Source organism: Nonomuraea sp. NPDC048901 (assembly GCF_040649695.1).
GTDB lineage: Bacteria > Actinomycetota > Actinomycetes > Streptosporangiales > Streptosporangiaceae > Nonomuraea.
In genome coordinates, this window is the sequence record NZ_JBEZFW010000002.1 from 592,660 (window position 1) to 615,542 (window position 22,883).

The window sequence follows — 22,883 nt, forward strand, 5'->3', positions numbered from 1 at the left end:
ACGGCACCGGATAAGTGCCGTTACCCGTGCCTTGACCGCGATGGGAATCGCCTGTCGCGGCCAAACGGACGCATTATGTTCACAACTCATCAAATATGTCCAGGCATCACGGAACAGGATTCCGTGCCCCGACCGCGCCGAGAAGGAATCGTTTACAAAGGGGGTTTACGACGACACAACGGTCACTTAGATTGGCTGGGTGATCCCCTGGCTTCCCGCATGAAAGCGTTCTGGAAGAAGCGCCCCCCGGACGTCGCGGCGGACAGGTCGGGGCTGGCGCTCGCCTACTGGGAGAGCCATGGCGACGAGCTCCTGACGGCGAGCATGACGAAGATCGCGCGTCGCCTGCCGTACCTGGTGATGTCCGCGCTGCGCATGGCATGGGAGGCGCACCGCCGCGACACGATCATCGCGCTGGCCGGGAACCTGGCGGCCGGCATCTTCACCGTCTACGGGCTGGTCGCGACGTCCGACGTGCTCGCCTCGCTGTTCGCCGGCGGTCCGACGCCCGAGCGCGTCCGGGCGGCGCTGCCCTCGCTGGCGCTGGTCGCGGCCGCCGCCGCGCTGCGCGGGGCGCTGCTGACCGCCGCCACCTGGGCCCAGGCGCGGCTCAAGGTGGAGGTCGAACGGCTGGCCGAGACGCGGCTCTTCGAGCTGACCACCCAGGTGGAGCTGACCGCGTTCGACGACGACGAGTTCCACAACGCGATGCGCAGAGCCCGCGACAGCGGCGTGCCCGACGCCGCGGGCGTGGTCGAGGCGACGATCGCCGTGATCGGCGGCGCCGTCGGCGTGCTGGCCTCGGCCGTGGCGCTCGGCCTCATGCACCCGCTCCTGACGCCGCTGCTGCTGGTCACGGTCGTGCCCGCGGGCTGGGCCGCGGTGCGGGCGGCGCGCCTGCAGTACGAGGGGTACTACCGGCTGTCGGCCGCGCGGCGGCGCAAGTTCATGCTGTCGGACCTCATGGCCGAACGGCTGCCCGCCGCCGAGGTGCGCGCGTTCGCGCTGCGCGACTTCCTGCTCGGCGAGTACGCGAACGTCGCCGACCTCGAACAGGACGTGCAACTCGACGTCGCGCGCCGCCGTGCCGTCACCAAAGCCGCCGGCGACGTGCTGACCGGCGCCGCGACCGTCGCCGTCTACGCCGCGCTCGCCGGGCTGCTGGCCGTCGGCGTCATCCCGCTCTCGGTGGCGGGCGCGGCCGTGCTGGCCATCCGCGCCGGCCAGATGTCGCTGGCCGCGCTGGTGCAGATGATGAACCGGTTGTACGAGGCGGGCCTCTACTTCGGCGACTACCTGTCCTTCCGCGAACTGGCCGCCTCCCGCGTGCGACAGCCATCCGGTACGGCGGCGCCGGAACCGTCCGGGCGGCTGGCCGCCGACCAGGTGACGTTCAGCTACCCGGGGGCGACTAGCCCCACGCTCAACGGGATCAGTGTCGAGGTGGGGTTCGGCGAGGTCATCGCGCTGGTCGGGGAGAACGGCTCCGGCAAGACCACGCTGGCCAAGCTGCTGGCCGGACTGTACCGGCCGGACTCGGGGACGATCCGCTGGGACGGCGCCGACCTGGCCGACCTCGACACCCGCGGGCTCATCTCGGTGATCGCCCAGGACCACACCCGCTGGCCGCTGACCCTCCGCGAGAACATCCTCATGGGCCGCCCGCTGGACGAAGACCGCTTAGCCGCCGCCGCGGCCGCCGCCGGGGCCGACGAAGTGGTGGCCGGACTGTCGCAGGGGTACGACTCGCTGCTCGACCAGCGCTTCCGAGGCGGCCACGACCTGTCGGGCGGGCAGTGGCAGCGGATCGCCGTGGCCCGCGGCTTCTACCGCGACGCCGCCCTGGTGATCTTCGACGAGCCGACCTCCGCGCTGGACGCCCGCGCCGAACACGCCCTGTTCGAGCGCATCCGCAAGTACGCCGACGGCCGCTCCATCGTCCTCATCACGCACCGGCTGGCCAGTGTCCGCTACGCCGACCGCATCTACGTCCTCGACCATGGGCGGGTGGCCCAGCAGGGCACGCATGCCGAGCTGATGGAGGAAGGCGGCCTCTACGCCGACATGTACACCCTCCAGGCCCAGGCCTACCGGGACGCGGCCACATGACCTCCTGGCGCCATGCTCCCGTGAGGCTCCACGCGGCGACCCGGCTCTACGCGGCGACCCGGCTCTACGCGGCGACCCGGCTCTACGCGGCGACCCGGCTCTACGCGGCGACCCGGTTCTCCGAGGCGAGCCAGTGATCGTGCTGTCGTCGGCCTATACGGCGCTGATCGCGGTCCTGCTGTACGCGGCCGTGAGCAAGGCTCGTGACCTGTCAGGATTCGCCGCCGACATCGGGGGTTACCGGCTGATCCCGCAGCGGCTCACGGTCGTCGCCGCCGTCGCGGTGGTGGTGGCGGAGCTGGCGGCGGCCGGGCTGCTCACCGCGCCACCCACCCGGCGCTGGGGCGCGCTGCTCGCGGCGGCGCTGTTCGCCGTCTTCCTCGCCGCGATGGCGTCCGTGCTGTGGCGCGGGCTGAGCGTCGGCTGCGGCTGCTTCGGCGACCACGGCCTCGTCGGCGCCGCCACCATGACGCGTACCGGGCTGCTCGCGGTGCTGGCGGTCATGGCCGCCGTCGCGGGACCTGCCCCGTTCACCCCCGTCCACCTGCTGGTGGGGGCGGCGTACCTCGCGCTCACCTTCCTGCCGGCCCGGCTGATCGGAGCCGTGGAGCGCGGCCGCGTCGGCCCCCGCCCCGGCACCCACTGGGACGTGACCCCACCTGCGGAGGCCCTCACCTCCGAAGGGCCCGGCGCCACTGAAGGGCCCGGCACCTCCGAAGGGCCCGGCACCTCTGAACGGCCCGGCACCTCTGAACGGCCTGGCGTCCTTTATGCGCTGATCGCGCCGACATGCGGTCTCTGCAGCGCCATGCTGCCCGCCTTCGTCGCGGCGGAGGGAGTGGACGTCGTCCTGGTGAGCGCCGCGGAGGAGGGACAGGTCCGCGACTATCTGGCGGCCCAGGAGGTCGAGTTGCCGCTGGTCATTGATCCCGGGGTGTTCGACCGTCACGGCATCCCCTGGCCGCCGTACGCCGTGCTGACCGACCGGCAGGGCGTCGTCCTGGCGGCAGGCGGCGCGGCCGAGCCCGCCGCTCTCGACGCCCTGCTGGCCCACATCCCCTCGGCTCCTGGCCGAACCAGGACTTGAGTACGAGCCGCCGGGCGTGGTGAGGGGCGGAGGTGACCACCCGGCTGTCCCGCTAGCACTGACAGCGGATACCTCCGCCCCTCCGGCCCCTGAGATTGAGGACCGGCCGCCGCGCCGGGCCAGGGTGGGGGACCAAGGACTGCCAAGCGCGACACCCTAGACGCTAACCCGCCGCCGCCCAGCGGTCTGTGGACGATTACGCAGAACGGGCGGCCTGAGGTCTGCGCACGATTACGTGGAACGCCTGAACTCCATCAAGAGCGGGCGGCCCAAGCGGCCAGCACCGCCGCCTCCTTCTCGGGCGCGATGCCGTGCTGCGCCTTGGCCCCGTACGACCGCTCCGCCTCGGGTACGTCACGCAGCCACGCCCACGTGTCCCGCACCGTCTCCGCCACCGGCCGTACGCGCAGCCCGGCAGCCTCGGCCTTGGCCGTGGGCACGCTCCAGAAGTTGGCGACCTCGTCCGACGGCGGCCCGCCCCACAGCGGCAGCTCGACCCACGTCCCCACCTCCTGATCGACGAGGAACCGATCGTCCACCCAGACGAACTCCGCGTCCGACCCGGTCGCCTCCTTGCCCAGCTCCAGCCACTCGCCGTACGTGGTGTTGCCCGCGGGCCCGGTCACCGCGAACCGGTCGGCCGTACCGAGCTCCGCCTGGTCCAGGGTGAAGACGGCGATGTCCCGCGCGTCCACGAGCTGCATCGGCGTGCCCGGATCACCCGGCGCGAGCACCTGGCCGCCCTGGGAGATCCGGTTCAGCCACCATGGCAGCCTGCCGACGTTCTCGTACGGCCCGAGGATCAGGCCCGGCTGCACGATCAGCGCGTTGCCGTCGAACCCCTGCTCCACGGCCCGCTCGCAGCCGCCCTTCAGCACCCCGTAGTCACCGTCGTCAGGACCGGCGTCCGGCGCGCAGTCCCACACCCCCGAGCCCTCGGTGGCGGCTTTGCCGGGGAAGCCGTCGATGGCGGAGACCGAGGAGATGAACGCGTATGTCCCCACATGTCCCGACAGCGCCCGCGCCGACTCACCGACGACCCGCGGCACATAGCCGGACGTGTCGACCACGAAGTCCCACGTGTGCCCGTCGGCCAGCCGGTGGAGGTCCGCGGTCACCTCGCGGTCACCCCGGATGGCCTCCACACCCGGCAGATCCGCCCCGCTCTGCCCCCTGTTGAACGTCGTGACCTGATGCCCCCGTGCCAGCGCCTCCTCGACGATGGTTCGTCCCAGAAATCTCGTCCCGCCGATGACCAGTACTCTCATGCCGACATTCTTCGCGTACGGCCAGCAAACCGGTCATATCTTCACGGAGAGCGTAGACGGGAGAGGCGGCAGCATGTGCACCCTGGCGGAGCTGATGTCGAAGTACAGGCCCACCAGCTCCAGCTGCCCGGCCCGCACCTGCTCGTCGACCTTGCGGTAGGTCCGCAGGTTCTCCAGCTGCTGCTGCACGTTGACCTTGCACAGGCGGTCCAGCGCCCCGCCGTCGAGCGGCTCGTCCGCGGTCTCGATGAACGTGGCCAGGCTGTGGTAGCCGTGCCGCAGCCAGCGCCGCATCCCCGGCAGGCTGCCCGCCTTCACCCCGCCGCTGAGCAGCCCGCACATCGCCCCGCAGCCCGAATGCCCGCAGACCGTGATCGTGTGCACGCCCAGGACCTGCGTCGCGTACTCGATCGCCGCCACCACCGAGTCGTCGTGCGGCTCGGCGCCCCTGCGCGGCACCAGGTTGCCGATGTTGCGCACGGTGAACAGGTCACCGGGGCCGCTCGCGGTGATCAGGCTGGGGATGACCCGTGAGTCGGCGCAGGTGATGAACAGGTGCGTGGGCTGCTGCTTGCGGGCCAGCTCGGTGAAGATGGGCCGCACCAGCGGAGCCGTACGCCGGTGATACTCCCGCGCGCCCGCCGTCAGCTGGCACTCCACGCTGGCCGGACGGGGACTTCCCGGGGCCGACCCGCCGTGCCGGGCGGGGCGGTGGTGGCGGTGCGACCACGGCAGCCACCACCGCTCCGGCGTCCGCAGCGGTGTCTTGGTCCGGGACAGGCGGGTCCCGCTGGCCGCCATCGCGTACCACTCGTCGTGCAGCTCGTCGATGTCGACGTTGCCGCCCAGCCGCTCGTGGTTCAGCCGCCAGGAGTGGATCGCCTCGAAGGCGGCGTTGTCCATGAAGTCGATGTTCAGGTCGAGGTCCACGGCCGTGCCGGGCGGGATGGCGCGCAGCTCGCGGGTGAGCCTGGGCACGCCCAGGAAGGTGAGCGAGCCGGAGATCGTCGCGTGGACGCGCCCGTCCTGCTCCGGCCGTGTCTTGACGGTGACCCAGGTCAGCCGCCGCAGCGCGAGCAGCGCGGCCAGCGCGAGACCGGCCAGCACCCCCTCGGCCAGCCCGAGGATCAGCACGGCCCCCATCGTCACCAGGTAGACCGGCACCTCGCCGTGGCCGTGCACCTTCCTGACATGACCCAGGTTGACCATCTGCACGCCGATGAAGACGAGCAGCGCCGCCAGCGCCTCCATCGGGATCAGCTTGATCGTCCAGCCGAACCCGAGGGCGAACACCACCACCCACACCCCGTGCAGGACCGCCGAGAACCGGCTGCGCCCGCCCGCCTGCACGTTCGCGGTACTGCGGACGATCACGCCCGCCACCGGCAGCCCGCCCAGCGCGCCCGAGACCATGTTGGCCACGCCCTGCCCGCTCAGCTCCTGGTCGAGGTCGGTACGGGGGCCGTCATGCATGCCGTCGACCGCGACCGAGCAGAGCAGCGACTCGACCCCGGCCAGCAGCGCGACGAGCAGCACGGCCGCCACGATCCGATGCCAGTCACCGGACGGCAGCACGGGGAAGGCCCAGGAGGTGACGGCGTTGGACAGGTCGACGCGGGTGACGTCCCAGTCGAACGCCCACGCGGTCACGCCGGCCACCAGCAGCGCGGCCAGCGGCGCCGGCACGACCTTGACCCGTTTGGGCAGGCGCGTCCACAGCGCCAGCACGGCGATCGTGAGCAGGCCCACCGCCACCGTGTGGCCGTGCATATCGGCCAGCTGCGCGGGCAGCTCCACGATGTTGGCCAGCGCCGAGCGCTGCGGTCTGCCGCCCAGCACGACGTGCAGCTGGGAGAGCGCGATGACCACGCCGACGCCCGCGAGCATGCCGTGGATGACCGCCGGCGAGACCGCCAGCGCCGCTCTGGCCGCCCGGAAGACCCCGAGCACCAGCTGCACCGCCCCCGCGATCAGCGTGATCATGCAGGTGGCCCGCCAGCCGTACGTCTGCACGAGATCCGCGACGACCAGGGACAGCCCCGCCGCGGGCCCGCTCACCTGTACGGCGGAGCCGCCGAGCGCGCCCGCCACGATGCCGCCCACCATGGCGGCGATCAACCCGGCGGCCAGGGGGGCACCCGAGGCCATCGAGATGCCCAGCGAGAGGGGCACCGCGATGAGGAAGACCACGAGCGAGGCAGGTACGTCGTACCTGAGCGTGCTCAGCACGCGACTCAGAGTGCCGATCATACGTCGAACCCTATTGCCCCGCGTGCCGGGGGCTTAAGGGGTCATCGGCGGCTTTACAGATTAATGAGTGGCCGCCGTCACTCGTCCGCCGTCCGGCGGTCGGCGTGGGAGTCGCCGATCAGCGGTAGTAGTCGGGGAATTCCTGCTCGGGGGTGGAGCGACGGTGCCCGCCGCTGTTGCCCTGGGCGCCGCCGTTGCGGCCGCCCTGCCGGGCGCCCGCCTCGGGCGTGCCGCCGTAGTTGGGCCAGGCGGCGTTGTTCGCCGGCGGCTCGCCCCAGCCCGCCGGCATCTGGCCGGGCGGAATGCTGGTGATGTCGCCGGTCTCGTACGCGAAAGTCTGCGCGATCTGGCCGGGCGGGAGGCTGGTGATGTCACCCGTCTCGTACGCGAAGTGCTGCGGCGCCGGCTGCATGGGCGGGGCCGACAGCACGTCGTCGTAGGCCGAAACAGCCCGCGCGGGCGCCGTGGGAGTGCCGGTGGCGGGGGAGGGGCCGGTCAGCGGGTCGGAGTCGTCGGCCACGGCCCAGCCGGCCCGTACCTCATAGGAGGCCGGATAGGAGGAGCGTGGGGCGGCGGCGGGCTGCTGCGGCTCGAAGGCCGGCCAGGAGTCGCTCGACGGGGCGGCGGGAGCGGGGTCGTCGAGGATGTCGTGGTGCTGCAGCGCGGGCCACGAGCCCGACGCCGTCGGCACGATCGGCGGGTTGGTCCAGGTGGTTTCCAGCGGGTCGGTGTTGGCACCGTAGACCGTGAACGGGACGCCGGCCTGCGCGCCGCCGATCGGGGAGACCGGCGCGGCGGGGGCCGGTGTGGCGGGGAACGAGCCGCTGCCGCCGACGGCGGGGAAGGAACCGCTGGTGGCCGGCGTGGCCGGGAACGAGCCGCTGGTGGTGGCCGGGCTGTTCGTGCTCAGCGAGGTGCCGCTGCCGACCGCCGGGAAGGAGCCGCTGCCCGTCCCGGGCTGGGGCGGCGTCACCTGCTGCGCGCCCACGCCGAGGATGCTCATCACGTCGGGCGGCGTCGGCGCGGAGAAGGTCACCGTGCGCTGGTCGGCCAGCTCGGCGGCCGTCGGGGCCGGACGCTGCGCCGACTCCACGAGGTCGGCCAGACCGGACGAGCCGGACGAGGCGGTCGCGGCGGCGGGCCGCTGGGAACGCGAACGCTGGGATCGTCCGGGAAGCGGCGCCTGGACGGTGGCCGCGTTGGGGTCGATGGCGGTGACGGGCTCGCGCTTGGCGGGCTCTCGCTTGCCGGACCGCTCCCGCTTGGCGGCGGGGCGCTGCTGCTCGCGCTGGGCGCTGGGCTGCTTCTCGCGCTCCCGCTCGCGCTCGGCGGCGGCTCGTGCGGAGGGGGTACGCGCGGCGGGCCGTTGGGCGGGCTTTTCCGTGGGCCGGTCGGAGGGGCGCTCCGAAGGGCGCTCTGGAGGACGACGCTCTGAAGGACGCTCGACGGGGCGCGAGGCGCCCTTGCGCGCCGCGACCGTGCCGCCGGCGCCGAAGCCGCCCTCTTCCGCGTCGCTGCGGATGTTGGCCCAGAACTCCTCGTCCTCGACGTCGGAGTGCGGGTTGCCCCACTCGTCCACGCCACGCTTGCCACGCTGGCCGGTACGTACCGGTTTGGCCTTGACCTCGTCGATAGGACTGAAGTCAGGGCTGAAGTTGTTCATGCGCGGTTCGCTCTTGGAGAACTCATCCGTGGAACGCGTCTGAGTCCTCTCATCCTTCTCGGCCATCTGCTTCAGCCGCTCGGGAGGCAGAGAGCTTTCCCGACGGTTCATGGAACGCATGCCCAGTGCCACGACGACGAGCACGAGGAGCACGACAGCGACCAAGCTGACTACGACCGCGATCATTGCACCACCCTCAAAGCCATGGCCTCCCTGCGGCACCGGTGAGATCGCGCGGCCATCGACGCGACCTTCCCCCTTTGATCACCAGCACCTAGCGATTGGATCTGATTGTGTCGGACCACTATGAGCGTTGTCACACCCTACGTGAAGAATTGGTAACTATTACTACGTTTAGTGAGCGGTGTCTCACTGGATGTTCACCACCGTGAGCCGGCCGCGGGCAATGGTCTGGTCCGCGATCTTTCTCAAGATCTCGGAGAGGGGGGCGCCCTCCTGGACATCGACCTTGCCGTTCAGCGAGTAGACGCTGAAGCGGTAGCTGCCCTTCTCCACGCAGGGGGGCTGGTAGCCCACCTTGCCGCTGGTCACCTTGGCCTGGCTCGCGCCTTCCGGCGGGCTCGCGGCGGCGTTCGGCCCCAGCTCGGTCGTCGTCGCGGGGATGTTGTAGAGCACCCACTGGACGGCGGATTCTGATGGTGAGAGAGAGTCGACCACGATCGCGATCGACTTGGCGTCGGGCAGAGGCTCGCTGGACCAACGCAAAGGCGGACTGCCCTGAGCACCCTTGCAGGAGAATTCGCGCGGCAGCGGTTCGCCCGCGCGCAACTCCGGGCTCGAGACGTTGATCTCGGCGATCTCCTTGGCCTGGGACCTTCCGACGAGGAAGTCGCAACCGGACGACGCGAGCACGACAGCCACCGCTGTCACAGAGACAGCGATGTGTCTCACGCGTCCTGCCGTGTTACACAGCCCCATGCCGCATGATGCTACGCGGCTATCCGCCGTGCGCCGACCGTTTCGCGAGGGTCGGTGGTCGGTAAAGGACCGTAAAGCGGGTGCAATGCGGGCAAGATACGAGTGAACTTCGCCACATCCATGACCTTCGCCGCTCTGGGCCCGCAGGTGACTCGGCAGGGCCGGGAACCGTGGGGATCGCCGGGGAACCGGGTCCCGGCCTGCTGGTTCTCGTCGCCGTGACGATGACCGCCCCCGACCGGCCGATCGAATGGGCGAGGGGGACGGCCTGCCCGGCGGGTACGGGGGACGCAATACGCGTCAAGTCCGTTCGGCCGGGCACCGCGCTCATTAAAACCAGGTGCCCAGGTACGCGGCCCCGGCCTCGGTACGCGGCCCCGGCCTCGGTACGCGGACCCAGTACGCGGCCCAGGCCAGGTACGCGGCCCTGGCCTCGGCCAGGTAGGCAAACCCGGCCTCGGCCAGATACGCGGCCCCGGCCTCGGCCAGCCGCCGGTGGGTGGTGTCCCACTGGGCGGCGGATCCACGATCCCGCCGTATGGCCCCTACCAGGGACGGACAGGACCGAGTGGTCGAGAAACCACACCGCTCTGCGGGACGCCGTCCGCAGACGGCAGGGACGGACAGACCCGCACCTTGCGGGACCCGGACCCGGGCCCGGACGGACCTGGACTCGGACCTTGCCGGACACCGACCCGGATGGACCTGGACTCGGACCAGGACCGACCCGGACCCGGATGGGAACCGGTCTCACGCGTGGCTGCGGAAGACCCTGATCGCCAGTGGTGCGAACACCACCACGAACCCCGCCGACCACAGCAGCGAGACCATCGTCGGCCAGGCGATCTCGCCGCCGATCAGCAGGCCGCGGATCGCGTCGGCCAGGTAAGTCACCGGGTTGACGTCGGACCAGGCCTTCAGCCAGCCGGGGAACGTGTCGGCCGGCACCAGCGCACTGCTCGTGAACGTCAGCGGCATCATGGTCGAGAAGGAGATCATCTGCACCTTCTCCGGGCTCGACGCCTTGAGCCCGATCAAGACCGACATCCACGACATCGCCAGCGCCACGACCACCAGCAGCGCCAGCGCCCCGAGCAGCCCCGCCACGCTGGTCGTCACCCGGAACCCGAGCACCATCCCGAACCCGACTAACAGCGCGAACGCCCACACCTGCTTGAACGTGTCGGCGATGATCCGGCCCGACAGGGGCGCTGTGCGCGCGATCGGCAGGCTGCGCAGCCGGTCGAACACGCCCTTGGTGATGTCGGTGTTGAGCCCGATCGCCGTGGACAGCGTGTAGAACAGGGCGTTCTGGACCAGCAGGCCCGGCAGGGCGAACTGCAGGTAGTCGCCGGTCGACCCGGAGATGGCACCGCCGAACACGTACGTGAACAGCAGCAGGAACATGATCGGCTGGATGCTGAGGTCGAGCAGCTCCCACGGGTTGTGCTTGATCTGCACCAGGCTCCGCCAGGCCAGCGTCATGGTCTGCCTGAGGGTGGCGCCGGGACCGACCCGGCCGGGCAGGGCCGTCGTGATGGCGGTCATGCGAGGGCTTCCTCCGTCTGCTCGTCCTCCGCGCGGTGCCCGGTCAGGGCCAGGAACACCTCGTCGAGGCTGGACTTGCGCAGCGCCAGCTCGGAGGCGACGATGCCGAGGTCGTCGAGGCGGCGGACGATGGCGGGCACCACGGCCGGGTCGCGCACGGCGGCCGTGACCATGGCGCCGGACAGGTCGGGTGCCACGTCGAGGACGTCGGTGACCACCTTGGCGACCAGGTCGAGCTGGTCCTCCCTGAGCGGCCGCACCTCCAGCACCTGGGCGCCGGTGGTGGCCTTGAGCTCGTCGGACGTGCCCGACGCGATGACCTTGCCGTGGTCGAACACCACGATGTCGTCGGCCAGCTGGTCGGCTTCCTCCAGGTATTGGGTGGTCAGCAGCACGGTCACGCCGTCGGCCATCAGGCCGCGCACGACGCCCCACAGCTCGGTGCGGCTGCGCGGGTCGAGACCGGTCGTCGGCTCGTCCAGGAACAGCACCTGCGGCCTGCCCACCAGGCTCGCCGCCAGGTCGAGCCGCCTGCGCATCCCACCCGAATAGGTCTTCGTGGCCCGGCCCCCGGCGTCGGCCAGGTCGAACCGGCCGAGCAACGCCTTCGCCCGCTCCCTCGCCTCACCTCGCGACAAGCCCAGCAGACGACCGATCATCATCAGGTTTTCGACACCGGTCAGCATCTCGTCGACCGCGGCGTACTGTCCGGTCAGCCCGATCAGCGACCGCACCTGATGCGCCTGCCGGCGCACGTCGAACCCCAGCACCGTGGCCGTGCCCGCGTCAGGCGTGAGCAGCGTGGCCAGAATGCGCACGGCGGTCGTCTTGCCCGCGCCGTTGGGTCCCAGCACGCCGAGCAGCCTGCCGGCCGGCACGGCGAGGTCCACACCGTCGAGTGCCTTGGTCTCGCCATAGTGCTTCACCAGGCCGTCTGCCTGAATCGCGTACTGCATGACCCGCCCCTCCTCCTCGGTGCCTCCACTTTGGACTACGGCACCGACAGTTTCCGGCTGGCGTTCCGGCCGGCGTCCGGCCGGCATCCGGTGCCTCTGGCCGATCACCGACGCGGGCGGGAGCCATAAGCTGGCCTCGTGACGTCTTCTGGCCCGTTGCGTGACCCCCAACACCGTGTCTCGCCCAAGGCCATCCGGCTCTGGCTCGCTGAGGCGTTGTTCGGGTTCGTGCTGCTCGTGGGGTGCTCGATCCTGGTCGCGCGGTGGGTCGGGGGGAGCGGGTGGTCGTGGGTGCCCGGCTGGTTCGCCGACGACCCGTGGCTGCTGCCCGTGGGGGTGGGCGTGCTGACCACCCCGTTCCTGGTGGCCGAGCCGTTCGTACGCTATGCCGTACATCGTTGGGAGCTGTCGGGTGATGTGGTCTACACCCGGTCGGGGTTCCTGACGCGGGAGTGGGTCTTCGTGCCGGTCAGCCGGATCCAGACGGTCGACAAGGCGCAAGGGTGGGTCGAACGGCTGCTCGGACTGGCGACCCTGGAGATCCGTACGGCCTCCCACGCGGGCTCGTCGACGATCAAGGGCCTGGACTACACGGTGGCGGCCGGGCTGGCGGAGGAACTGGCGCACCGCGCGGAGCAGCTCAGGGACGATGCCACGTGACCGATCCCCGCCCTGGCCCTCCCGCGCACCCATCGGCGCCCGAACCTCATCCCGGGCCTCCCGCGCACCCGTCGGCGCCCGAACCAGCTGATGCTGCTCGTGAGGGCTCGTTCCCGCCGGTGACCGTTCCCGCTGGGCCTGTGGAGCCCGCTCGGGTGCCGATGCGGCTGAGCCCCAAGGTGCTGCTCATCCACCCGGTACGGATGATCCCGTCGCTGATCGTCCCCCTTGTCGGGCTGCTGTTCGTGGGTGGGTTCTCCGGCATGTCGTACACCTGGGCGGCGGTCGGGGTCGGCGTCACGCTGGTCTTCGCCGTCGTCCGGTGGGCGATATTCAGCTACGAGATCGTGGGCGACCGTCTGGAGATCAAGCGTTCACTGATCAGCCGGTCGGTCCGTACCATCCCCTTGGAGCGGATCCGCGGCGTGGACGTCTCCACCCCGCCCATGCACCGGCTGCTCGGTCTGGCCGTACTCAAGATCGACACTGGGGCGAGCGGAGGCGAGGAGGAGGGCAAGCTCGACGGCGTCACCCTCAAGGAGGCCGAACGCCTGAAGTCGGTCCTGCTCCGACGCACCCGCATCACCCGCCCCGCCCGAGCCGGGACGCCCGATGAGATCTCCGCTGCCGTCTCCGCCACGGATTCCACCGCAGTCACGGTGTCCGCTGCGGTTCGTGGGGAGACGGCGGAGGCCGAGCGGGAGATCATCCGGGTGCCGTGGACCTGGTTGCCGTACGGCCCACTGTCCGGCGCGTACCTGCTGACGCCGTTCGCCCTGGCGGGCGGCGCCGTGGGGCTGGCGTTCCAGTGGGGCGACGACCTCGGCTACGGCCGGGACGCCGCGCTCACCGTCGGGGAGTGGCTCTGGGAGCACCCCTATCTGCTGCTCGCCGTGGTGCTGCTGCTCGTGCTGGCGATGCCGTTCGTGGGCGGTGTGATGTACGCGGTGTTCAACTGGAACTTCCGCCTCATCAGCCGCGACGGCTACCTGGTGGCCGAACGCGGGCTGATCAACCGGCGCAGTGTGTCCCTCGAGGCGGGGCGCGTACGCGGCTACGAGATCATCGAGGGACTCCCCGAGCGCTGGGCGGGCGTCGCCCGGGTCTGGGCCATCGTGACGGGCCTCGGCGACTCCCAGACCCGCGGGCAACTCCTGCCGGACGTCCCGCGCGCGGTCGCCTTCCGGGTCACCGGGGAGGCCATCGGCACCTACCAGGCCGAACTCCGTCCCCACCCGCCCATCGCCCGCAACCGCCGCCTCTTCCGCGCCGTCGCCCCGTGGCTCGCGCCGGCACTCGCCACCGCCCTGACGGCCCTGCTGACCGCCCAGCCGATCTGGTGGATCGGGACCGTGGTCGCTCTCCTCCTGGCAGGCTTGGGGATCCCCCTCGGCCTCGACCGGTACAGGTCTCTGGGACACGGGTACGACGGCGTACGCCTGGCGGTCCGCTCAGGCTCCCTCCGCCGCTCGCAAGCGGTGGTGGAACGCCGCGCGGTGGTGGGCTGGCACCTCAGGCAGACGTGGTTCCAGCGGCGAGCCGGGGTGTACACGCTCACCGCCGGGGTGGGAGCGGGCAAGGGCGGCTACTCGGCGATCGACGTCTCACAGTCCCAGGCGATCGGCTTCCCGGCCGAAGTGACACCGGAGTGGCTGGCTCCGTTCTTGTCCAAGGAGCAGTAGGCGGGCACCTTCCGCTGCTCGCCGAGGGGGACGCCCCTGGACGTGCTGTTCTACGGTTTCGGTGCGGTCAGCCGGCGTCCTTCCGTCTGAGCCCTCGTCCTCCGCCCCCGCTCCCGTCCTCGCGCCTTCAACCTAGGCCCCGGGGCGCTCAGAGTCCCAGAGGCCCGGGAGGGCCTGCGGGGAGAGACTCCCGACAGGTCCCGCGGGGGAGATCACCGACGAACCGCCGGGCAGTGCGCGGGCGGTGTGCGCGGGTGGCGCTCAGACGGCGGTCTGTGGACGGCGCTTGGGCGGTGTGTGCGGGCGGTGTTCGGCTCAGTCCTGGCGGCGGGCGCCGAACATGATCTCGTCCCAGGTCGGCACCGAGGCGCGACGCCCCCTGGAGCCCTTGCGCGGCTGACGGGCCGCAGGGGCGGGCGGGGGAGAGGGCACCGGGACCGGGGGCTCCTCCTTGGCCGCCGGCTGCTCGGGCTTCGCGGTGTCGTCCTTGCTCGTCCTCGCGGCTGGTACGGCAGGCTCAGGCGCTGTCGGCTCAGCCTTGGCCGCCGCCGGCTCAGCCTTGGGCTCAGCGGCAGGCTCAGTGGCGGGCTCGGTTTTGGGCTCGGCCACTGCGGGCTCAGCCTTGGGCGCGGGTGCCGAGGACTCGGCCTTGGGCTGGGGCTTCGAGGGCTGCGGCTTGGGCTTGGGTACGGGCGCGGTCGGTACCGGCTCGGCGGTAGTCGCCTCTGTGCCGGCCTTCGCGGTCGCATCGGCCTTCGGCGCTGTGTCAGCCGTCGGGGTGGTGCCGGCCTCAGGTACGCCTGCGGCGGCCTGGGGCTCGGGAGCTGTGGGGCTGGGCTTGGGGGCCGCTGTCGTGGGCTCGGGGTCGGCGGTCAGATCGGCAGTTGGCTCGGCTGCCGACCGCGCGGCCGTCTCGGGCGCGGTCTTGGAGGCGTCCTGGTCGGTTGCCGTTGCGGGAGCAGTGGCGTCCTTTGCCGCAGGCGCGGCCTCGGTGACGGGCGGTGTGGCGGTGGTGTCCGTAGTGGCGGGGGACGTCTGCGGCGCGGCGGCGCTCTCCACGGTGGCGTCCCCCACGGTGGCGGTGCTCTCCGCAGCGGTGTTCTCCACAGCGGTGGGTCCCACAGCGGCGCTTGCCGCTGCGGCGCCAGCGGACTGCTCGACGACCGTGTCAGCGGGCTGTGGGCCGGTGACAGTCCCACCGGGCTGCGGCTCGGTGAGAGTGCTGTTGGGCTCCGGGTCGGAGGCGGCGCTGGGTGCCTCCGGTTCGGTCGCCACCTCAGTGGTGGGCGTCGACTCCACAGAGGTCTGCGCGGTGGGCGTGGGGGTCGCGGCTACGACGTCTGCCGCTTCGGCGTCTGCAGCGACGGGCTTCGCCGTGGCGGTGTCCGTGACGGCCTCTGCGACGGCGCTGCCAGTGACGGCGGTGTTCGCCAGGATGGGGTCGGCGGCGGCCGCTGCGGCATCAGCCTCGGGCGCGACGACAGACGTCACGGCGGCATCAACGTCGGGCGCGGAGGCCGGGGTCACAGGAGCAGGCGGCGCGTTGCTCTCCACCGGCTCTGTGGTGCGGTCGCCCACCGCCGGGACGCTTGCAGCCGGGCCGTCGATGGCGGGCGCATCGGTAGCTGGGCCCTGTGCGGCGGTCGCGTCGACGGCGACCGGGCTCTGCGCAGTGGGCACGTCGGCGGCCTGGCCCTCCGTTGCGGGCGCGTTGGCGGCCGGTACCTCTGTTGCGGGCGTGCCAGTAGCCGGTCCGTCTGCGGCGCGTGTGCCGGGGATCGCGTCAGGTGCCGGGGGCAGCGTGACAGCGTCTTCGGGCGCGGACGCAGTGGTACGGGTGCCCGGAGGCGTGCTCTCGCGGCTCGCCGAGGCGTAGATGGCCTCGCCGTCCCGGCCGGTCGGGCGGTCGGTCTGGCGGTCAGGCGGGCGGGGAGTGCCGTAGTCGGGCAGCCAGGACGAAGGGTCGCTGGGGCGGGTGTAGTCGGTGTCCTGCGCCGCCGACGCCGACGCCGACGCCGACGACGAGGACGATGCCGTAGGTGCTGACGACGCCGACGGATGGGTACGGTGGCCGGGCTCCTGGGCGCGGTAGCCCGTCTCCGGTGCTGACGGCTCGGTCAGGTAGCCGGTCTCCTGAGCGGGAGCACGGTAGCCGGGCACGGAGGCGGGCGGCTCCGAGCGGTAGTCCCTCCCCGGCGGGTCCGAGCGGTAGCCGGCCTCCGCCGTGCGGCTGGAGGGGTCGGCTGCGGGGGCGCGGTCGAAAGGTGCCTCTCGCGCCGGAGTGAAGGGGGTCTCACGGGACGGGGTCTCGCGGGACGGCGCGGCGTGAGACGGGGTCTCACGGGAGGGAGTCTCGCGGGACGGGACATCACGGGACGGCGGGCGGCCGTAGGGCGATTCCGTGCCTCTCGGCTGGTAGCCGACCGCCGGCTCCTGCGGCTCCGGCTCGTGGCGGATCACCGACGGGAACGGCAGCGGGTCCGACGCCAGCGGCGGCACCGGCTGCAGCTTGGCCACTCGCGGCGTGAACGGCGTGACCGTGGTGTCCTCCACCACAGGGCTGGGGTCGAAGTCGGCGGCCGAGAGCCGCATCGACTCGTCGTCGTGCGGCGTGACGTGCCGCCTGCGTGGGTCGAAGAGCCACTCGGCGTGCCTGGTGTGACCGTTCCAAACGTAGCCGAGCTTGACACGCCAGAGGCCGTCGTCACGCTTGGCGGAGTCCCAGTCGATCTCGTCGGTGGGCACGCCGCGCCTGGTGAGCCGCTCGGCGACGAGATCGCCGAGCGTCGGGCCGGCTGAGGACTCTCCGGGCATGCGTACGGACACGCGCTGCGCCTGCTGGGCCACGTACTCGCGCTCCTGGAGCACGGGGCCCTCGAACCAGCGGACGCGTTCGACCGGGATGCCCGCTGTGGCGGCGATCTCCTCGGCTGTCTCTCCGGCACGAATGCGGGCCTGGATCTCCTTGGGGCGCAACGGACTCTCCACTTCGATCTCGTACTGGCCGAGACGGGAGAAGTTGCCGCGGACGGCAGCACGGAGCCGGTCGTCCACGGGAAGCGTGAACCGTGTACCCCGCCCTGCTGTCGCCAGCACGAGATAGGTACCGTCCTCACTTACCGCGACGAGTCGGAGCTCCTGCATGCGAGTCCCTTCGTCAGCGTGCTGCTCATTCTTCCCCCGGACCCTTGAGTCTCTCGCGTGTGCCGGTTGCCTGCCAGCACCGTACCCGGCATGTCCGAACATCGCCTTCCTGGGATAGCCCAGGGGCGATGTGACGCCGGTCACATTTGGTGATTCCATCATCTTCAAGGCCTGCCCGTGCGCAAAGCCCTCGACGGATTCTGGCGAATAGTGTCACGCGTCGCCGCGCACTTCAGCCAAGAGGCCAGAACGGATGGGTTGGCGCCTGGATGGAGCTCCAGGTAGCGGGCGGCGGCGCCGGCCAGGCGGGGGGCTCTGGCGGAGTACGTCTCGCCGGTGGGGGAGACCCGGCATCGGCCGGTGTCGGTGGCGGCGACGACGAAGACGCCGGACCGGGCCAGGCGGGCCATGGCGGTCCGCAGGGCCGGGGAGTCGGCGCCGTCGAGGGAGATATTGGCCACGGCGGGACCCCGGGCGTGCCTGCGTACCCAGTCGAGGCCGGCCAGGGCGTCCGACAGGCTGCCGGAGCCGCCGCAGCCCAGCACCCGTACCGACGCGACGCTCGCCTGGGGCGCAACGCCGTGCGACCGGCCGGCTACGGCGCGCGCCACCCGGGTGCCATGGCCGCCGCAGTCTTCGCCGGTACGCCCGGTGGCGTCGAAGGCCCACCAGAGCCGATCCCCCAAACCATCCGACACACGGAGAGTCTCCGTGCGACCCGACATATGGGGATTTTCCGAGTGGACTGCGCCGGTTCGGCCGTGAGTGACGCCGCTGTCCACGATGTAGACCGTGACGCCCTTCCCGGTCGCACGAGTGGCACGACGGGTGCGAGGGGCACGGGGGGCGCGGCGGGAGGGCAGGCGGGCGGACGTGGTGAGCGGCATGGCGTGGATCTCGCGGTCGGGCTCGATCGCCACCACCCTGGGGTCCGCGCTGAGCTCCGCCAGCTCGCTCGCGTTCAGCAGCGTGGCGAAGCCGGGCAGCGCGGCGGTGTAGAAGCGGCGTACCCGCCATCGCATCTCGCCGACCAGGTCGCGAGCCCCGGCCCGGTCACGCACGGTAACGATGTACGGGCGCGTAGGCTCGGTTACCGGCGGCCGGGAGGCGAGGCCGGAGGCGGGCGCCATGGCGAGGGGGATCGCGGTGGTCACGGCCGTCGCCGCGGCCGCGGCGAGGTAGAGAGAGGGCAGGCCGAATCGTCGGGGCACGAGCGACGAGGGTGTCTGTCACACACGTCACAGGAACAACAGGACACGCCCTCGCGTCTATTCACGAGAAAGCTCTTTACCGAACGCGGGCGAGAAAGGACTGATCCGGGGGATGAGCGGCGAGCAGCGGAAGTTCGAGCTGAGCATGCCGCAGATCGCGGGAAGCGCCCTGGCGGCGGTCACGGCGGCGGTCGGAGCCTCCTACCTCGGCGTGGGGGGAACGGTGATCGGCGCGGCGCTGATGAGCGTGGCGAGCACGGTGGCCACCGCGGTCTACACGCACTACCTCAAACGTACGGGCGAGAAGGTCAAGCAGCACACGGTGATCGCCTGGCGTGACTCCGGCGCGGCGGATCCTCCGCCCGAGCGCGAGGAGGGCCAGGGCGAGCTGGCGACGGCCGCGCACGCTACGGTGCGTAACCTCAGTGAGGCCGAGGGGCCGGGTGAGCCCTCGCGGCCCGGCGAGACCACGCTGGTCATGGCGCCGATCGAGGTTCCGGCGCGAAGGCGTGTGCCGTGGGCGAAGACGGGGATGGCCGCGGCGCTGGTGTTCGGGGTGAGCATGGGCGGCATCCTGACGTACCAGACCATCGCTCAGACGACCGTGCACGACCAGCTCACCGGTGGCAAGCCGGTGACCGAGCGCGGCAAGGCGCCCGCCAGGGAGAAGGAAGAGCCCGCGGTCGAGCCCCGGACGACGTTCTACAGCGACCCGGCGACGCCCAGCGGCGCGCCGAGCACGAGCGCGAGCCCGACCGCCTCGCCGACCCGCTCGTCCCAGAGCCCCACGCCGACACCCACCGGCACGGACAAGGACGCGAGCAAGGACCCCGGCAAGAACACCGTGGAGCCGTCGACCCCGTCCGCGACCACTTCGGCCCAGGACCCCGGCCGCATGACCGAAGCGCCGTCCGCCCCGACCGAGCCGCCGCAGCAGTCACAACCGGCGCAGCAGGACGAACCCGCCGAGGCGCAGTAAAAGCAGGCCCTACCCCAGCACCGTCTCCAGGTAGGCGTTGCCGAACAGCCGTCCCGGATCCAGCCGATCCCGTAGCGCCACGAAGTCCGCGAACCGCGGGTAGACCGCCCCCAGGTACGCCGCGTCCCGGGTGTGCAGCTTGCCCCAGTGCGGCCGCCCGCCCAGCCGCGTCATGATCTCTTCCACCCCGGCGAAGTAGGCGGGGTTGGGCGTGGGCCGATAGACGTGGCAGGCGATGTACGCCGACTGACGGCCGTACGCCGTGGACAGCCACGCCGTGCTGGCCGGCGTCACCCGCACCTCCACCGGGAACGTGATCCGCCACCCCATCCGCTCCACCAGCGCCCGCGTCTCCCGCAGCGCCTGACCGAGGTGCTCGCGCGGCACCGCGTACTCCATCTCCAGGAAGCGCACGTCCCGGCGTGAGGTGAAGATCTTGTACGACGCGTCCACGGCCTCGGAGTCGCCGAGCGCGGCGGCGCTGACACCGTTGATCCGCGGGATCAGTCCGGGGGATCGGGCCCCCAGCGCGCAGGCGGCGCCGAACAGCGTGTTCTCCAGGAAGACGTTGTCCAGCCAGTACTTGACCGCACCGGGCGGCCGGGCCGGGCCGGGGTCGCGGTTGTTGGTCTTGACCAGGCACGCGTCGGTGTGCGGCAGCCAGAAGAAGTCGAGATGCTCGTTGTCCGCGGTCAGGGAGTCGAGCGAGTCGAGGATGCCGCTGAGCGTCATCCGGCGCCGCCGGTTGCGCAGCAGGAAGGCGGCTTCCACCCGGAACGTCACCGAGGTCAGCACCCCGAGCGCGCCCAGCCCCACCCGCGCGGCGTCGAACAGGTCCTCCCCGGGGGCGGCCGTCACGACCGAGCCGTCCGCGAGCACCAGCTCCAGCGCCTCGACCTGGTCGGCCAGGCCGCCGCTGTCGCGCCCGGTGCCGTGCGTACCGGTCTGGATGGCTCCCGCGACCGTCTGGTCGGTGATGTCGCCCATGTTGGCCAGCGCCAGCCCGCGCGCGGCGAGCAGGGAGTTCAGCTCCCGCACCGGCGTGCCGGCGCGCACGGTGACGCGGTCGTCGGCGACGGAGGTGACGCCGGTCAGCGCGGTGGGGCGGAGCATGACGCCGTCGGTGAGGGCCACTCCGGTGAAGGAGTGGCCCGTACCGATCATGCGCAGACGGCGGCCGGCGGCGGCGGCGTCCTTGACGGCGCGTACGACGTCCTCGGTCGACGCCGGGGTACGCACCTCGGCGGGCGCGGCCGTCTGGTTGCGGGCCCAGTTCGTGAAGACCATGGCCGCCCTTGCGCTAGAGCATCTTTCGGATTAAACGTGAACGATACTCAGTTCTCCCAGCCTTCGGGAAGCGGGAAGGCGTCGCCGGGCTGCAGGTTCTGCGACTTGATGATGTCGGAGACCTTCACCAGCGTGTAGCCCCGGCTCTGCAGCAGTTGCACGAGCGACGGCATCACGTCGACGGTCTGCTTCACCCAGTCGTGCATGAGGATGATGCCGTCGCGCTTGGCCACGGCCAGCGTCTGCTTCTTGATCTCCGCGGAGTTCTTGGTCGCCCAGTCGCGCGAACCGGCGGTCCACAGGATCATCGGCATGCCGAACTCGGCCGCGACCTCCGAGGTCTGGATGTCCAGCATGCCGTACGGGGGCCGCAGCAGCTTGGGCTCGACGCCCGCGGCCTTCTTGACGGCGTCCTGCGTCTTCTGGATCTCGCTCTTGATGGCGCCCGGCTCGATGGTGGTGAAGTTCTTGTGCGTGTAGCTGTGGTTGCCGAGCTCGTGGCCCTCCTTGGCCATGCGCTTGACGAAGGCGGGGCGGCTCTTCACGTACTGGCCTTCGAGGAAGAACGTCGCCTTGGCGTTGTACTTCTTCAGCGTGTCGAGGAGCGTTCCCGCGTACTTGCCCGGCCCGTCGTCGAAGGTCAGGGCGAGGCACTTGACCTGCTCGTCAGCGCAGTCCACTGCCTTCGCCTTGGCCTGGGCGACGGCGGCCGACTTGGCCGGGGCGGCGGGCTGACGGGGGGTGGCGGACGCGGTCGCCGGTGTCAGAGTGACAGCAACAGCCGCGATAGCCAAAAGTGAAGTGATTTGTCGGGACATGCGAAAGCTTTCGTTTGTGAAGGGTGTTGCGAGGGTTGTTCGACCGTAGCGGATCAGTTCCCGGCCGGTGAAGGTGCCTCGGGAAGTCTCAGCAAACCCGAACCTCCGACGCCCACGACAACAGCGACCGCCGCCGCGCCGAGCGTGAAGCCGTACGCGTTGGACGCCCCGAACGCCTCCGTCAGCCGTCCCCCGGCCCACGCCCCGATCGCCACCCCGAACCCGATCGACGTGGAGATCCACGCCAGCCCCTCGGTGAGCACAGAGGGCGGCACGAGCCGCTCGGTGAGGGAGAAGCCGGTGATGAGCGTCGGCGAGATCGCGAGCCCGGCCAGGAAGAGGCCGAAAGCCATGATCCGCGCGTCGCCGATGAACATGATCGGCAGCAGTCCCACCACGAGCACCCCGAGCGCCCGTACGAACCGGTGGCGCAGCGAGACCCGCCAGTGCCGCGACCCGAACCAGAGCCCCGACACCATCGACCCGCTCGCGATGGCGGCCAGCAGGAACCCGGAGGCGCCCTTGACCCCGTGCTCCTCGGCGAAGGCCACCGTGATCAGGTCGATCGACCCGAACACCGCCCCCAGCGCCAGGTAGACGCAGGACAGCAGGGCGATCCCCGGAATCAGGATGGCCATCCCGGCGCCGGACTCGCCCGGCCGTATCGGCGGCTGGGTGCGCCGCTGCGCCGCGAGCGCGAGGGATCCGCCGAGCATGCAGACCAGCGCCACCAGCAGTCCCATGTACGGATTGACCGCCGTGGCCAGCACGGTGACCAGCGCCGGTCCGGCGACGAAGATCATTTCGTCGGCGACGGACTCGAACGCGAAGGCCGTGTGCAGCTTGGCCGAGCCGCCGTGCAGGTGCGACCAGCGCGCGCGGACCATCCCGCCCAGGGACAGGGAGGTCGCGCCGACCGACAGCCCGGCGGCGTACAACGTCCACTCGGGCAGCCCGAAGCCCGCCGACAGCATCAGCGCGGCCAGCGAGAGCGCGTTCACGATCGAGAAGGGCACGATCACCCGGGCCTGCCCGAACCGGTCGACCAGCCGCGCGGTCAGGGGGGCGGCCACCGCGAAGGAGACGTTGGTGGTGGCGGCGACGGCGCCCGCGGTCGCGTACGACTCGGTGAGGCCGGAGATCAGCAGCACGATGCCGATGCCGAGCATGGACATCGGCATCCGGCCGACGAAGCCGGCCAGCACGAATCCCTTGATGCCGGGCCCGTTGAACAACCCCCGATAAGGCCCGACCACGCCCGTTCCTCTCCCTTGATGCGTCC

At 71.3% G+C, this 22,883-nt stretch carries 16 protein-coding genes; 5 read left to right on the forward strand and 11 right to left on the reverse strand.

Annotation, left to right across the window (positions count from 1 at the left end; translation table 11 throughout):
* Positions 1–219 precede the first annotated feature (219 nt).
* Both AB0C30_RS07815 and AB0C30_RS07820 read left to right on the forward strand, forming a co-directional pair.
* Positions 220–2,109, forward strand: a complete 1,890-nt coding sequence (locus AB0C30_RS07815; protein WP_357940774.1) for an ABC transporter ATP-binding protein — start codon at positions 220–222, stop codon at positions 2,107–2,109.
* 133 nt (positions 2,110–2,242) lie between these two features.
* A complete protein-coding gene (locus AB0C30_RS07820; RefSeq protein WP_357940776.1) occupies positions 2,243–3,196 on the forward strand; it encodes a MauE/DoxX family redox-associated membrane protein in 954 nt (317 codons plus the stop codon).
* Positions 3,197–3,450: 254 nt separating this feature from the next.
* Here the strand turns inward: AB0C30_RS07820 and AB0C30_RS07825 are convergent, their stop codons facing one another.
* The 6 genes from AB0C30_RS07825 to AB0C30_RS07850 all read right to left on the reverse strand — a co-directional run bounded on the left by AB0C30_RS07825 (position 3,451) and on the right by AB0C30_RS07850 (position 11,820).
* Positions 3,451–4,464 carry an NAD-dependent epimerase/dehydratase family protein gene (locus AB0C30_RS07825; protein ID WP_357940778.1) on the reverse strand — a complete coding sequence of 338 codons (1,014 nt, stop codon included), beginning with the start codon at positions 4,462–4,464 and terminating at the stop codon, positions 3,451–3,453.
* 33 nt (positions 4,465–4,497) lie between these two features.
* A complete protein-coding gene (locus tag AB0C30_RS07830; RefSeq protein ID WP_357940780.1) occupies positions 4,498–6,714 on the reverse strand; it encodes a bifunctional SulP family inorganic anion transporter/carbonic anhydrase in 2,217 nt (738 codons plus the stop codon).
* 118 nt (positions 6,715–6,832) lie between these two features.
* The gene (locus AB0C30_RS07835) at positions 6,833–8,563 is read right to left on the reverse strand and encodes a hypothetical protein (protein WP_357940782.1); all 1,731 of its coding nucleotides are present in this window, start codon (positions 8,561–8,563) and stop codon (positions 6,833–6,835) included.
* 183 nt (positions 8,564–8,746) lie between these two features.
* Positions 8,747–9,259, reverse strand: coding sequence for a YbhB/YbcL family Raf kinase inhibitor-like protein (locus tag AB0C30_RS07840; protein WP_357940784.1), 513 nt, complete (start codon positions 9,257–9,259; stop codon positions 8,747–8,749).
* A gap of 807 nt (positions 9,260–10,066) precedes the next feature.
* Positions 10,067–10,864, reverse strand: coding sequence for an ABC transporter permease (locus tag AB0C30_RS07845; RefSeq protein ID WP_357940786.1), 798 nt, complete (start codon positions 10,862–10,864; stop codon positions 10,067–10,069).
* Positions 10,861–11,820, reverse strand: a complete 960-nt coding sequence (locus AB0C30_RS07850) for an ATP-binding cassette domain-containing protein (RefSeq protein WP_357940788.1) — start codon at positions 11,818–11,820, stop codon at positions 10,861–10,863. Before AB0C30_RS07850 ends, AB0C30_RS07845 begins: the two co-directional genes overlap by 4 nt.
* 138 nt (positions 11,821–11,958) lie before the next feature.
* Between AB0C30_RS07850 and AB0C30_RS07855 the strand changes: the two genes are divergently transcribed.
* The gene (locus AB0C30_RS07855; protein ID WP_357940790.1) at positions 11,959–12,480 is read left to right on the forward strand and encodes a PH domain-containing protein; all 522 of its coding nucleotides are present in this window, start codon (positions 11,959–11,961) and stop codon (positions 12,478–12,480) included.
* Between the two features lie 161 nt (positions 12,481–12,641).
* Entirely contained in the window at positions 12,642–14,162 is a 1,521-nt protein-coding gene (locus AB0C30_RS07860; protein WP_357941482.1) for a PH domain-containing protein, read from the forward strand.
* Positions 14,163–14,477: 315 nt separating this feature from the next.
* Here the strand turns inward: AB0C30_RS07860 and sepH are convergent, their stop codons facing one another.
* Both sepH and AB0C30_RS07870 read right to left on the reverse strand, forming a co-directional pair.
* Complete coding sequence (gene sepH, locus AB0C30_RS07865; RefSeq protein ID WP_357940792.1) at positions 14,478–17,306, reverse strand: septation protein SepH; 2,829 nt, start codon at positions 17,304–17,306, stop codon at positions 14,478–14,480.
* Between the two features lie 164 nt (positions 17,307–17,470).
* Positions 17,471–18,517: a S8 family serine peptidase gene (locus AB0C30_RS07870; RefSeq protein WP_357940794.1), complete on the reverse strand. Its 1,047-nt coding sequence runs from the start codon at positions 18,515–18,517 to the stop codon at positions 17,471–17,473.
* A gap of 112 nt (positions 18,518–18,629) precedes the next feature.
* Here AB0C30_RS07870 and AB0C30_RS07875 point away from each other — a divergent pair, with 112 nt between their 5' ends.
* On the forward strand, positions 18,630–19,496 hold the full coding sequence (locus AB0C30_RS07875) for a hypothetical protein (protein ID WP_357940796.1): 867 nt from the start codon (positions 18,630–18,632) through the stop codon (positions 19,494–19,496).
* A gap of 9 nt (positions 19,497–19,505) precedes the next feature.
* Here AB0C30_RS07875 and AB0C30_RS07880 read toward each other — a convergent pair whose 3' ends face one another.
* The 3 genes from AB0C30_RS07880 to AB0C30_RS07890 form a co-directional block, all read right to left on the reverse strand.
* Entirely contained in the window at positions 19,506–20,783 is a 1,278-nt protein-coding gene (locus AB0C30_RS07880; protein WP_357940798.1) for a D-arabinono-1,4-lactone oxidase, read from the reverse strand.
* 47 nt (positions 20,784–20,830) lie between these two features.
* Entirely contained in the window at positions 20,831–21,577 is a 747-nt protein-coding gene (locus AB0C30_RS07885; protein WP_357940799.1) for a polysaccharide deacetylase family protein, read from the reverse strand.
* 77 nt (positions 21,578–21,654) lie between these two features.
* Positions 21,655–22,857 (reverse strand): MFS transporter, encoded by a 1,203-nt coding sequence (locus AB0C30_RS07890; protein WP_357940802.1) that lies wholly within the window; start codon positions 22,855–22,857, stop codon positions 21,655–21,657.
* Positions 22,858–22,883 lie beyond the last annotated feature (26 nt).

Excerpts from the sequence above, each read along its gene's own strand:
- AB0C30_RS07815 (WP_357940774.1), top strand. The coding sequence starts at position 220 with ATGAAAGCGTTCTGGAAGAAGCGCCCCCCGGACGTCGCGGCGGACAGG.
- AB0C30_RS07825 (WP_357940778.1), bottom strand. The coding sequence starts at position 4,464 with ATGAGAGTACTGGTCATCGGCGGGACGAGATTTCTGGGACGAACCATC.
- AB0C30_RS07830 (WP_357940780.1), bottom strand. The coding sequence starts at position 6,714 with ATGATCGGCACTCTGAGTCGCGTGCTGAGCACGCTCAGGTACGACGTA.
- AB0C30_RS07835 (WP_357940782.1), bottom strand. The coding sequence starts at position 8,563 with ATGATCGCGGTCGTAGTCAGCTTGGTCGCTGTCGTGCTCCTCGTGCTC.
- AB0C30_RS07845 (WP_357940786.1), bottom strand. The coding sequence starts at position 10,864 with ATGACCGCCATCACGACGGCCCTGCCCGGCCGGGTCGGTCCCGGCGCC.
- AB0C30_RS07850 (WP_357940788.1), bottom strand. The coding sequence starts at position 11,820 with ATGCAGTACGCGATTCAGGCAGACGGCCTGGTGAAGCACTATGGCGAG.
- AB0C30_RS07860 (WP_357941482.1), top strand. The coding sequence starts at position 12,642 with ATGCGGCTGAGCCCCAAGGTGCTGCTCATCCACCCGGTACGGATGATC.
- sepH (WP_357940792.1), bottom strand. The coding sequence starts at position 17,306 with ATGCAGGAGCTCCGACTCGTCGCGGTAAGTGAGGACGGTACCTATCTC.
- AB0C30_RS07875 (WP_357940796.1), top strand. The coding sequence starts at position 18,630 with ATGAGCGGCGAGCAGCGGAAGTTCGAGCTGAGCATGCCGCAGATCGCG.
- AB0C30_RS07880 (WP_357940798.1), bottom strand. The coding sequence starts at position 20,783 with ATGGTCTTCACGAACTGGGCCCGCAACCAGACGGCCGCGCCCGCCGAG.